9 protein-coding genes are annotated in these 13019 nt (G+C 62.8%); all 9 read left to right on the forward strand.

Going from position 1 to position 13019, the window contains the following annotated elements:
* Nucleotides 1-225: 225 nt before the first annotated feature.
* From FQ705_RS16085 to FQ705_RS16125, 9 genes are read left to right on the forward strand one after another with little or no spacing between them, the layout of a single operon-like run.
* Nucleotides 226-2043: an extracellular solute-binding protein gene (locus FQ705_RS16085; protein ID WP_144143543.1), complete on the forward strand. Its 1818-nt coding sequence runs from the start codon at nucleotides 226-228 to the stop codon at nucleotides 2041-2043.
* Nucleotides 2044-2051: 8 nt separating this feature from the next.
* Nucleotides 2052-3104: a microcin C ABC transporter permease YejB gene (locus tag FQ705_RS16090; protein ID WP_144142753.1), complete on the forward strand. Its 1053-nt coding sequence runs from the start codon at nucleotides 2052-2054 to the stop codon at nucleotides 3102-3104.
* The gene (locus FQ705_RS16095; protein ID WP_144142755.1) at nucleotides 3058-4173 is read left to right on the forward strand and encodes an ABC transporter permease; all 1116 of its coding nucleotides are present in this window, start codon (nucleotides 3058-3060) and stop codon (nucleotides 4171-4173) included. The genes FQ705_RS16090 and FQ705_RS16095 overlap by 47 nt, the downstream gene beginning before the upstream one ends.
* The gene (locus FQ705_RS16100; RefSeq protein ID WP_144142757.1) at nucleotides 4170-5837 is read left to right on the forward strand and encodes an ABC transporter ATP-binding protein; all 1668 of its coding nucleotides are present in this window, start codon (nucleotides 4170-4172) and stop codon (nucleotides 5835-5837) included. Before FQ705_RS16095 ends, FQ705_RS16100 begins: the two co-directional genes overlap by 4 nt.
* A complete protein-coding gene (locus tag FQ705_RS16105) occupies nucleotides 5830-7266 on the forward strand; it encodes a TldD/PmbA family protein (protein WP_144142759.1) in 1437 nt (478 codons plus the stop codon). The genes FQ705_RS16100 and FQ705_RS16105 overlap by 8 nt, the downstream gene beginning before the upstream one ends.
* Nucleotides 7266-8627, forward strand: coding sequence for a TldD/PmbA family protein (locus FQ705_RS16110; protein WP_144143544.1), 1362 nt, complete (start codon nucleotides 7266-7268; stop codon nucleotides 8625-8627). The genes FQ705_RS16105 and FQ705_RS16110 overlap by 1 nt, the downstream gene beginning before the upstream one ends.
* Nucleotides 8628-8670: 43 nt before the next feature.
* A complete protein-coding gene (locus FQ705_RS16115; protein WP_313955674.1) occupies nucleotides 8671-9213 on the forward strand; it encodes a GNAT family N-acetyltransferase in 543 nt (180 codons plus the stop codon).
* Between the two features lie 3 nt (nucleotides 9214-9216).
* Complete coding sequence (locus FQ705_RS16120) at nucleotides 9217-9765, forward strand: GNAT family N-acetyltransferase (protein WP_144142763.1); 549 nt, start codon at nucleotides 9217-9219, stop codon at nucleotides 9763-9765.
* Nucleotides 9766-9777: 12 nt separating this feature from the next.
* Nucleotides 9778-12993: a multidrug efflux RND transporter permease subunit gene (locus FQ705_RS16125; protein ID WP_144142765.1), complete on the forward strand. Its 3216-nt coding sequence runs from the start codon at nucleotides 9778-9780 to the stop codon at nucleotides 12991-12993.
* The last annotated feature ends 26 nt before the right edge of the window (nucleotides 12994-13019 follow it).

The following is a 13019-nucleotide window of genomic DNA, read 5'->3' on the forward strand; positions in this document are numbered from 1 at the left end:
TTGCGGCATGGGCGAGTAACGCGAGCGATGACTGTGCGCATCGTCGCGTCAACCAGACGAACCATCCGACGGAGCGCGCTGGCCAGAAGCCCGCGTGAGTCCTCGCGCAGAACCATGAAAAGACTCGTGAAGTTACGGCCGTTGCGCGCGAAGCGAACCTTCCGCCGCGCATTCCCGGCCAACGGTGGGCGCGCCGCGTTGGCGGCGATCGCATTGTTTGGCGCGATGGCGACGTTCGCTCCCGGCGACGCAATGGCAAGTCCGGCGATTGCGCAATACGACCAGCCCAAATATCCCGCCAATTTCACGCACTTCGATTACGCGAATCCTGATGCGCCGACCAACGGCACGCTCAGTTTCGAGAACTACAACGAACTGCAGACCTACGATTCGCTGAATCCGTTTCTGGTGCGCGGTGCGCCCGCTCCGGACATTCTGAATCTGATGTTCGACACCCTGATGCAGCGCAGTTGGGACGAGTTGGCCTCCGAGTACCCGTTGATCGCGAACGACGTCGAGGTGGCCGCCGATCTGACTTCCGCGACCTTCCATATCAATCCCGCCGCGCGTTTTTCCAATGGCGATCCGATCACCGCAGCCGACGTCAAATATTCGTTCGACACGTTGACGAGCCCGCAGGCGTCGCCGCTTTTCAACGCCCAGTTCTCGGTGATCAAAAGCGCGACGGTGATCGATAAACAAACCGTCCGCTTCGATTTCAAGCATGCGCAACGTGACGCGCCGCTGATTGCCGGCGACCTGCCGATCTTCTCGCCGAAGTGGGGCATGCAGCCCAGCGGCAAGCGCCTGCCGTTCGATCAGATCGCCATCGCGCCGCCTATCAGCAGTGGCGCCTATCTGATCGAAGAGCGCAAGAACGACAAGCAGATCGTGTATCGCCGTAATCCCGACTACTGGGCGGCGAATTTGCCGTCGCGTCGCGGTATGTTCCGATTCGAGCGCATTACCTTCAAACTGTATCGTGACCATTACACACAACTCGAAGCATTCAAGGCCGGCGATGCCGATGCCGTGGTCGAATACAGCGCAACCCAATGGGCGCGCAAATACGTCGGCAAGAACTTCGACAATGGGCTGTTGAAAAAGGGCGAGTTCGCCGATGGCCCCGCGCAGATGCAAGGCCTGCTGATGAATATCCGCAAGCCGATGTTCCAGGACCCGCGCGTGCGCCACGCCCTGACGATGGCATTCGATTACGACTGGATGAACCGGATGATGTTCTACGGTCAATACCGGCGCACCAGCAGCTATTTCGAAGCAAGTCCGTTTGGCGCGACCGGCATGCCGAGTCCGAATGAACTGGCCTTGCTGGAACCGCTAAGAGGTAGCGTGCCGCCGGAAGTATTCGGTCCGATGCTCAAGCAACCCAACACGATTGCGCCGAATACATTGCGCGGCAATCTGCGGGTCGCGCGCGATCTGCTGGCACAAGCGGGCTGGCACTTTCGCGACGGCGCATTGCGCGATGCCAACGGTGCGCCGATGACGATCGAGATCATGGACGACCAGCCCGGCATGGACCGCCTGATCCTGCCGTATATGCAGGCGCTCAGCATGCTCGGCGTTCAGGCTCATATGCGCGAGATCGACAGTGCGCTGTACCAGAAGCGTCTGGACAATTTCGAGTACGACATGACCACCTTCATCTACTCCCCGGTGACGATTCCGGGCTCGGAATTGACGCGTCGATTCGGTAGTGCGGCGGCCTCGGAAGTCGGCTCGGAAAACTATCCGGGCATCCGCTCGAAAGCCGTCGATTCGCTGATCCACTCCGCGATCTCCGCCAACAATCTCGACGAGCTGGAAGCGGCGACTCGCGCGCTGGATCGCGTGTTGATCTATTCGTTCTACCTCGTGCCGGAATACTACGCACCCGGCGCGCGAATCGGCTACAAGTCGACGCTTGGCTATCCGGCGAAAGTGCCGATGTCGTATCAATACGAAGACTGGGTGATCGACTACTGGTACACCAAAGCGCAGGCCGCTCAGACTGCTTCTTCCACCACGGCTCCGGCCCACTGAGGCACAGCATGCTTGCCTACATTCTCAGACGATTGCTATTGATGGTGCCCACGCTGCTCGGCGTGGTCACACTGACTTTTGTCGTCACGCAGTTCGTTCCGGGTGGGCCGGTCGAACAGGTGATGACGCAACTCCGCCACGGCGCCAGTCGTGGCGGAGAGGCGGGGGCGGGCGGGGGCGGCTATCACGGTAGCCAGGGTGTCGACCCGCAGCAACTCGAGCAGATCAAGAAGCAGTTCGGTTTCGACAAGCCGCCGCTCGAACGCTATTTGCTGATGCTCAGGCACTACGCGACTTTCGATCTCGGCCAGTCCTATTACCAGCACGACAGCGTCTGGGACGTGATTCGTTCCAAGTTGCCGGTGTCGATCACGCTCGGCCTATGGACCGTGATGCTCACCTACCTGATATCGGTGCCGTTGGGGATCGCGAAAGCGGTGCGCAACGGCTCGCGGTTCGACACGGTCACGAGCGTGCTGGTGCTCTCCGGTTATGCGATTCCCGGCTTCGTGCTTGGCGTGTTGCTGCTGATGTTCTTCGGCGGCGGCACGTTCTGGCAGGTGTTTCCGATGCGCGGCCTCACGTCGGATAACTTCAACGATCTGAGCGCGTTCGGCAAGGTACTCGACTATCTCTGGCACATCGCGATGCCGGTCGCCGCCTCCGTGGTCGGCAACTTCGCGATCGTCACGATTCTGACCAAGAACACCTTTCTGGAAGAAATCGGCCGCCAGTATGTGTTGACGGCGCGCGCCAAGGGCGCACCCGAGCGCGACGTCCTGTGGAAGCACGTGTTGCGCAACGCTGCGATTCCGTTACTCACCGGTTTGCCGGCGGCCTTCGTCGGTGCGTTTCTGAACGGCAACCTGCTGATTGAAACGTTGTTCTCGCTCGACGGCATGGGCCAACTGTCCTACGACTCGGTGATTCGCCGTGATTATCCGGTCGTGCTCGGTTCGCTGTTTCTGTTCACGCTGATTGCCCTCGTAACCAAACTTATTGCTGACGTCTGCTATGTCCTCGTCGACCCCCGCATCCAATTCAACCGCCTGGACCGCTGACGCGGCCGGTGCGGCGCACGCGGCGTCGCCGTCTCCATGGCGGCGTACGTGGCTGCGCTTCAAGCAGCAGCGTCTCGGCTACTGGAGCCTCGTGATCTTCGTGACACTGTTCGCCATCAGCATGCTAGGCGAGGTGCTGTCGAACGATCGTCCGTTGATCGTCCGTTATGACGGGCACTACTACTTCCCGATCGTGAAGGACTATTCGGAGACGCTGTTCGGCGGCGACTTCCCGGCAAAGGCGAATTACCTCGATCCGTATATCCGTTCGCGGCTCGAATCGAATGGGAACTTCGCCGTCTATCCGCCGAATCATTTCCACTACGACACGATCGACTACTTCGCGGCGCATCCGTATCCGGCGCCGCCCACCAGAAGCAACTGGCTCGGCACGGATCAGTTCGGGCGCGATGTACTGGCTCGCCTGCTCTACGGCTTCCGTCTCTCGGTGCTGATGGCGCTCGCGCTCACGGTGTCCGGTGTGGCGATCGGCGTGCTGACCGGCGCCGTGCAGGGCTTTTACGGCGGCCGCACCGACCTGATCGGCCAGCGTCTGGTCGAGATCTGGAGTTCGATGCCGGATCTTTACCTGCTGATCATCTTCGCGTCGATCTTCGAGCCCACGCTGTGGCTGCTGTTCATCCTGCTTTCGATGTTCGGCTGGCTCGTGTTGTCGGACTATGTGCGCGCCGAGTTTCTGCGTAACCGTTCGCTCGACTACGTGAAGGCTGCCCGCACCATGGGCCTGTCGAACTGGCAGATCATGTGGCGCCATGTCCTGCCCAACAGCCTCACACCGGTGATTACCTTTCTGCCGTTCCGCATGAGCGCGGCCATCCTTTCGCTGACCAGTCTGGACTTTCTCGGCCTCGGCGTGCCACCGCCGACGCCGAGCCTCGGTGAGTTGCTGGCGGAGGGCAAGAATAATCTCGACGCATGGTGGATCTCGATGTCGGCGTTTGCGGCACTGGTGATTACGCTGCTGTTGTTGACGTTCATGGGTGATGCATTGCGTAACGCGCTCGATACACGTTCGCGTGGTTCGGCTTTCGGCGGAGGTCCGCGATGACAGATAGTCAGGCACCCATCGGCCGTCCGCTGCTGGAAATCGATCGTTTCTCGGTACGGTTCGGCGACAAGATTGCCGTGCACGAACTCAGTCTTTCCATCGCCCGCGGTGAGCGGGTGGCGTTGGTCGGCGAATCGGGTTCGGGCAAGAGCGTCACGGCGCTGTCGATTCTGCGTCTCGTCGAACATGCCGAACTGAGCGGACACATGTTGCTCGACGGTGAAGACCTGTTGCAGAAAACCGAGCAACAGATGCGCGGCTTGCGCGGCGCCGACGTTGCGATGGTGTTTCAGGAGCCGATGACCGCGCTCAATCCGCTCTTCACGATAGGCAAGCAGATCGCCGAGAGTTTGCGTCTGCACGAAGGCTTGCGACCGAACGCAGCACGCGCACGCGGCATCGAATTGCTCAGGCGCACGGGCATTCCGGAGCCGGAACGGCGGATCGACAGTTTTCCGCATCAGTTGTCCGGTGGTCAGCGGCAGCGCGCCATGATTGCCATGGCGCTCGCGTGCCGTCCGCGTTTGCTGCTCGCCGACGAACCGACCACCGCGCTCGACGTGACCGTGCGTCAGCAGATCGTCGACCTGTTGATTTCGCTGCAGGAGCAGGAAGCGGCCGAACGCGGCATGGCCGTGCTGCTGATCACGCACGATCTGAATCTGGTAAAGCGTTTCGCGCAACGTGTCGCGGTGATGGAAAAGGGCATTCTGGTTGAAACGAATACGACCGAAGCGCTATTCGCCAGTCCGCAGCATCCGTACACGCGACGCCTGCTGGACAGCGAGCCGCAGCGCGCCGTGGAACCGGTCGAGCCGGGCGCGCCCCGGCTGCTGGAAGTGCAGGGTCTGGCCGTCGATTACAGCACCGCCGCGAAAGGCTGGCGTTCGCTGTTCGGCCGCTCCACTTTCCGCGCGGTGCATGACGTCGATCTGAGTGTGCGGCGCGGCGAAACGCTGGGCATCGTCGGCGAATCCGGCTCGGGTAAATCCACGCTGGCGGCAACGGTGCTCGGGCTGCAGCATCCGGCGGCCGGCCAGATCCATATCGACGGCATGCCGCTCTCCATGCTGAAAACGGCAAGCTCACGCCGCGCGCTGTATTCGCGTATGCAAGTCGTGTTTCAGGACCCGTTCGGTTCGCTGTCGCCACGCATGACGGTGGAGCAGATCATCGGCGAGGGTCTCGTGATGCATCGGCCGGAAGTGGACGCGAAGGCGCGTCGGGCACGCGTCGGCAGTCTGCTCGAAGAAGTCGGCATGCCCGCCGACTCGATGTTGCGCTATCCGCATGAGTTCTCCGGCGGCCAGCGTCAGCGCATCGCGATTGCGCGCGCGCTTGCAGTCGAGCCGGAATTGCTGGTGCTCGACGAGCCGACCAGCGCGCTCGATGTCTCGATCCAGAAACAGGTGCTGAATCTACTGACAAATCTGCAGAAAAAGTACAAGCTGAGCTACTTGTTCATTACGCACGATCTGGCGGTGATGCGAGCCATGGCGCATCGCGTGATCGTGATGAAGTCCGGGCGGATTGTCGAGACAGGCGACACCCTCGATGTGTTGCACGCACCGTCGCATCCTTATACCCAGTCGCTGCTGGCGTCCTCGCTCAACGTGCCCGAGCCGGACGGTGCGGCGACTCATACGGGAACAGCTAATGATTGACGAACGTTGGGCGCAGGCCGCCCGCACGCTGAAGAGCCGGGCTGCGTTCTGGTCGCTGCGCATTGTCGACGAACGAATCGACGATCACGAGATCCGTAACGACATCGCGCAGCCGTTGCGCACCGTGCGCGATCGCGGCGCCATGCTGATTGCGTGGGTGGGCGCGGGGGCAGGCTATGCCGCCACCGCGAATCTGTCGGCGGCGGGCTTGCAGTCTGCGCTCGATATCGCCACCATGCGGGCCGAGGCAAGTGCGGGGCTGTCGTTGATCGATCACCGCGAAGTCGCGCGTCCGGCAGCGAGCGGTCACTACGTGTCGCCGAATGCACAGCGTGCGTTACCCCAACGCGCCGAATGGCTCGACCTGCTCGGCGCCGAATGCGCAGGGGCCAAACTCGACGACCGGATCGTCGAGCGCGTGGCATCGGTACAGATCACGCATACCGATCAGTTTTATATCACCAGCGACGGCGTGCGTATCGATCAGCAGTTTCAGTTCGTGATGCCTCAACTCAGCGTGGCCGCGCATGCCGATGGCGACACGCAAGTGCGCACCAACGGCGGCAATTACGGCACGCTCGGGCAGGGCGGCATGGAAGTGTTGGCGCGTTTTCGCTTCGAAGGCTCGGGCGTGCGTGTCGCGAATGAAGCACTGCAATTGCTGGCCGCGCCGAACTGCCCTTCGGGCAAGCGCGATCTGCTGTTGATGCCCGATCAGATGATGTTGCAGATTCACGAGTCGATCGGCCATCCGCTCGAACTCGACCGGATTCTTGGCGACGAGCGCAACTTCGCGGGCTGGAGCTTCGTCAAGCGCGACATGTTCGGCTCCTATCGTTACGGTTCGGAACTGCTGAATGTCACGTTCGACCCCGAACTGCGCGAAGAAGCGGCAGCCTACGCATTCGACGACGACGGGACGGCAGCCGACAAACAATATCTGATTCGCAACGGCGTGCTGGAGCGGCCGCTGGGCGGCGCGCTCTCGCAACAGCGTGCGCAGATGCCGGGCGTGGCGAACTCGCGCGCGTCGAACTGGAATCGTGCACCGATCGACCGGATGGCGAACCTGAATATCGAACCCGGCGACAGTTCGCTGGAGGACATGATCGGCGGTATCGAACACGGCATTCTGATGCGTACCAACACGTCCTGGTCGATCGACGACCATCGCAACAAATTCCAGTTCGGTTGCGAATTCGGGCAACTGATCGAAAACGGCAAGCTGACTCAAGTGGTCAAGCAGCCGAACTACCGCGGCATCTCGGCGAATTTCTGGCGTAGTCTGAGCGCGGTGGGCAATGCCGCCACGCGCGAGGTGTACGGCACGCCAATGTGCGGCAAGGGCGAGCCCGCGCAGATCATTCGCGTCGGGCATGCGTCGCCGGCTTGTGTGTTCAGCAACATCGACGTATTCGGAGGCGCATGATGAGCCAGTTCATTTCATCTCGCGCCGCCAACCCGGTCGACTGGCAGCGGCATTTCATGTCGCTCGCCGAAGCGATCGAAGCGCAACGGCAGGGCGCCGAAACCACGCTCAGTTCGTTCGCGGGCGAGCAGTCGGACTTTATCCGCTTCAATGCAGGCAAGGTGCGCCAAACCGGCAGTGTGTCGCAAGGCAAATTGACCTTGCGCCTGATCGACGGCGCACGTCAGGCTTATTCCACCCTGACTGTCTGCGGCGATCTGCGCCAGGATATCGACGACGTAGGCGCCGCGCTTGCCACTTTGCGTGAAGGTCTGCGCGATGCGGCGGACGATCCGCATCTGCTGTTCGACACGTCGAAGTGGGAGCGCAGCACGCAGCGCTCCGGCAAGTTGCCGGACCCGGACGGCTTGTTGCGCTCGGTGGCGCAGTTGGCGGAAGGACTCGATTTCGTCGGCTTTTACGCGGGCGGCACCATCGTGCGCGGCTTTGCCTCCACGAGCGGCAGTCGTGGCTGGTACGAGGTCGACAACTTCAATTTCAGCTGGTCGCTTTACGACCCGAGCGGTCGCGCGATCAAGACGACTTACGCCGGCGACGACTGGAACGACGCCGTGTTCGCGCGCAAAGTCGAGCAGGCGGCAACGCGTCTGACCGTCCTCGCGCGCACGCCGCGAGCGTTGGCTCCAGGGAAATATCGCGCCTATCTGGCACCCGATGCGCTCTCAGAACTGTTGGGCACCGCGTCATGGCGCGGTTTTTCTGCGCAGACGCAAGCGAGCTCGCGCAGCGCGCTCTACAAATTGCATGTAGGAGAAGTCGTAGTCGACCCGCGTGTTTCGATCAGCGAAGATCTCAGTCTCGGCATCACACCCGGCTTCAATGAAGACGGCTATTTGCGCGAGAACGTGTCGCTCATCGAAGCCGGGCGCAGTGTCGAGCGGCTGACCAATGCACGCAGCGCGCGCGAGTACGGCTTGACGCCCAACGGCGCGCTCACGGACGAGGCCCCCGCCGCGCTCGCCATGCAAGGCGGCGATCTGCTGGAAGAAGACGTGCTGGCCAAACTCGGCACCGGACTTTATATCGGCAACCTCTGGTACGTGAATTTCTCGGACCGTATGAATTGCCGCCTGACCGGCATGACGCGCTTCGCGACGTTCTGGGTGGAAAACGGCGAGATCGTCGCGCCGCTCGAAGCCATGCGTTTCGACGACAGTCTGTACCGCTTGCTCGGCAGTGAACTCGAACAGATCGGCGCGCAAGCCGAACTGCTACTCAGCGACTCCACATGGGGTGAGCGCGCCACGGGCGGCATGCAATTGCCCGGCATCCTGGTGAGGTCATTCGAATTGACGTTATGAGCCTATGGATCAACACATAAAAACAACATCAAAATCTGAGAGCTTGCCCGAGGGCCTCACGCTGCGCGCGGTGCGGCTGTCCGATGCGGAGCAATTCCATGCCTTGCTGCAGTTGCCGGTGGTGGCGAACGGCAACCCGCATGTACCGTTCGAGTCCGTTACGCGCACGCGTGAATTCATCGAAAAACTCGACGCCAGCGAGATTGCGATCGTCGCCATGGTCGGCGACACGCTGGTCGGCGAAGCAGATCTGACGCCATTCAGGGGACGTCGCGCGCATGCCGCCTCGCTCGGCATCTGCGTTCACGACGACTGGCACCGGCGCGGAATCGGCAATCTGCTGATGAACGAACTGCTCGACATTGCCGACAACTGGCTCGGTCTGCGTCGTGTCGAACTGCATGTGTTTGCCGATAATCACGCCGCGCTCGCGCTGTATCGCAAGCTCGGCTTCGAGATCGAGGTACGCCAGCGTGGCTCGGTGTTGCGCCGTGGCGAGCTGATCGATTGCTACATGATGGCGCGGCTGCGCGAGCCCGCGCCGTTTATGCCGGCGCCGTCCGCGCCCCATCTCGGAGCGCAATAGTCCATGAAAGAAGCTACCTCGACGGCTGAGACGGCCTCTGAGAATCGCATCGTCCTGAAGGCCTGCGAACCGGCCGACATGGAGGCGTTCGCCGACATCATGAGCCTGCCCGGCGTGCGAAGCGGGACCTTGTCTAACGGTTATCGCCGTACCGAACAGATCGCGGCGTGGCATAAGCGGCGCCTCGAAGGCAGCGTGAGCGTGTGCGCCTGGCTCGACGGGCGCATCGTGGGGCATGCCGGTCTGGAGTTGTACCGTCCCAGCCGGGCTCACGGCGCGTGTCTGGGTATCTCCGTGCACGACGATTATCATGGGCGGGGTGTCGGCACGGCACTGATGCAGGCTTTGACCGGGTCCGCCGATGGCTCGCTCGGTTTGCGCCGTATCGAACTCACGGTGTTCGCCGACAACGTCCCGGCCATCGCGCTGTATCGCAAGTTCGGCTTTGTCGAGGAGGGCCGCTCGCGCGCCTACGCGATGCGCGACGGCGTGCTGGCCGATGCGCTGCATATGGCGCGCCTGACCGACGCGCCACGCTTCGCTCCAATCTGAACGGACATTCGCGTGCCTTTTTTCTTCATCGACCGCCCGGTCTTCGCCTGGATCGTCGCGCTCGCCATCGTCGTGGCGGGCGCGCTTGCCATTCCGATGCTGCCCGTGGCGCAGTATCCGCGCCTCGCGCCACCGCGCATCGTCATTTCCGCCATGTATCCGGGGGCGTCGACCGAGGTGGTGGATGCGAATGTCGGCAGCATCATCGAGGAGAGTCTCGATGGCGCCGACAACATGCTGTATTACCAGACCACCAGCGACAATCTCGGCGAGCTTGAAATCGATGCGACCTTCGCCCCCGGCACGAATCCGGATCTCGCGCTCGTCGACATCCAGAACCGGCTCAAGCAGGTCGAGCCGCGCTTGCCGCAGCAGGTCGTGCAGCAGGGCATTAGCGTCTTCAAGGCGGCCAATACGTTTCTGATGCTGGTCGCGCTCACCTCCACCGACGGCACGCGCGACTCCGTGCAACTGAGCGATTACCTGAGCCGCTACGTGCTGCGCGAGTTGAAGCGCGCGCCGGGCGTGGGCGCCGCCGAACTCTGGGACGCCGACGAAGCGCTGCGGATCTGGCTGGACCCGATGAAGCTGCGCGAATACAACCTCGGTGCCGCCGAGGTGATCGCCGCGATCACCTCGCAGAACGCCACCGTCACGGCGGGTACGCTCGGCGACGCGCCTTTCGTTCCCGGCCAGCAGTTGACGGCGTCGGTGAGCGTGAAAGGGCAACTGATTTCGCCGGAGGAATTCGGCCAGATCGTGTTGAAGGCGCAGCCGGACGGCTCGGCGGTGCGTCTGCGCGATGTCGCGCGAGTCGAACTCGGGCGTGACAATTACTCGTTCTGGTCACGCCTGAACGGCAAGCCGTCGGCCACCGTGGGGATTCAACTCGGACCGCGCGGCAACGCACTCGAAACTTCGAACGCGATTCGTGCACGGCTCGACGAGTTGTCCAAAAGTTTGCCGCCGGGCGTCGCCGTCGAGATTCCGTTCGACAACGCCCATTTCGTGAAGATCGCCATTCGTGAGGTGCTCGTCACACTCGGGGAAGCGGTAGTGCTGGTGTTCTTCGTGATGTGGCTGTTCCTGCGCGATCTGCGTTACACGCTGGTGCCGACCGTCGTGATTCCGGTCACGCTGATGGGCGCGTTTCTCGCCATGTACGCGTGCGGCCTGTCGATCAATGTGTTCACGATGTTCGGCCTCGTGCTCGCCATCGGCATTCTGGTCGACGACGCGATCGTGGTGGTGGAGAGCGTGCATCGCGTGATGGAGGAAGAGGGCCTACCGCCGCGTGAGGCTACCCGCAAGGCGATGACGCAGATCGGCGGCGCGATCGTCGGCGTGACGGCGGTGCTGACCGCCGTGTTCGTGCCGATGGCGTTTTTCCCCGGCAGCGTCGGCGGCATTTACCGGCAGTTCGCCGTGGCGATGATTGCGTCGATGCTGGTGTCGTCGTTCATGGCGTTGTCGCTGACCCCCGCGTTGTGCGCCAATCTGTTGAAGGCGCATACGCAGTCGGTGCATCAGCGCGATGCGCGCCGTGGTGTGCTCGGTTTCGCCGCGCGTGCGGCAAGCGGTTTCACCGCCGGTTTCGATCGCGCGGCCAGCGGCTATCGCGGGTTGACTGCACGCACGCTGCGCCGCGTCGGACCGATGCTGGCGGTCTATGCGGTGCTGGTCGGCGTGTGCGTCGCGTTGTATTGGCAGATGCCGAGCGGTTTCTTGCCGAGCGAAGACGAAGGGCAGTTGCAGGTGATGGTGCAATTGCCGGCGGGCGCCACGCAGGAGCGCACGCTCGCGGTGGTGAAGAGCGCGGAGAAAATCCTCCACGCCGAACCGGCGATTGCCAACGTGACGAGCGTGATCGGCTGGAGTTTTGCCGGTAGCGGTCAGAACGTGGCGATGGAATTCGTCGAGCTGAAGGACTGGGACAAGCGCGATACCGATGCCCTCGTGTTACGCGACCGCCTCAACCAGAAGTTCGGGAAGATTCTCGACGGTGACGTGGAGGCGCAGTTGCCGCCCTCCGTGCCGGGCGTCGGGCATTCGGACGGCTTCACGTTCCGCCTCGAAGATCGCGGCGGCGTGGGACTCGATGCATTGAAGGCCGCGCGCGAGCAATTGTTCGAGCGAGCCAAGGCGAGTCCGATGCTGGCCTCGGTGCACTCCGAAGATCTGCCCGACGCGCCGCGCCTGGAGCTGATCGTCGATCGTGCCAAGGCGTATGCGCTAGGCGTGCAGTTCGAGCGTGTCGCCGACGTGCTCGGTAGCACGTTCGGCTCTACCTATATCAACGACTTCCCGGCGGGCGGCCGGATGCGTCGCGTCATGATTTCCGGCGAGGCCGCCACGCGCATGAGCGAAGACGATCTGCTCGCGCTCTCGATTCCCAATTCGACCGGCGGCATGGTGCCGCTTTCGGCTATCGCCTCGGAGCGTTGGACCATCGGCCCGGTGATGCTGAACCGCTACAACGGCTATCCGTCGCTCGACGTGAGCGGCCACGCGGCGCCGGGCTACAGTTCCGGTGCGGCGATGGCGGAGATGGAGCGGCTTGCCGCGTCCTTGCCGTTGGGCGTCAGCTACGACTGGGTCGACGCGGCACGCGAGGAGACCGTGGCCGCGCAGATGACGCCACTCCTGATCGGCCTGTCCCTGCTGGCGGTATTCATGGCGCTGGCCGCGCTCTACGAAAGCTGGACGATTCCTTTGGCGGTGCTGATGGTCGTGCCGCTCGGCGTGATCGGCGCAGTGAGTGCGGTGCTGCTGCGCGGCATGCCCAACGACGTGTACTTCAAGGTCGGCATGATTACCGTGATCGGCCTCGCGGCGAAGAACGCGATTCTGATCGTGCAATTCGCACGCGACCTGTATCGCGGCGGTCTGCCGTTGACGCGTGCGGTGACCGAAGCGGCCGGCGCGCGCTTCCGGCCGATCGTGATGACGTCGGCGGCGTTCCTGCTCGGCGTCGTGCCGCTGGTCGTGTCGAGCGGGGCGGGCGCGGAAAGCCGCCGGTCGATCGGCACCGGCGTGTTCGGCGGCGTGTTGGCCGCCACGCTGTTCGGGCTGGTGTTCGCGCCGCTCGCGTTTTACGGGATTGCGTCGCTCACGCATGGCAGGCGCAGGCTGGCCGACCTACGCCAGCAGCGCGCGGAGCGGCGAGCGTCGCGCTCACGACATACCGAGGATAAAACGCGGCCGCTCGACGGCTCGACGATGCGTTGAGTTCGCTGCCGCCAAGGTGGCGTTTA

The sequence above is a fragment of the Paraburkholderia sp. BCC1884 genome (genome assembly GCF_900996225.1).
GTDB lineage: Bacteria > Pseudomonadota > Gammaproteobacteria > Burkholderiales > Burkholderiaceae > Paraburkholderia.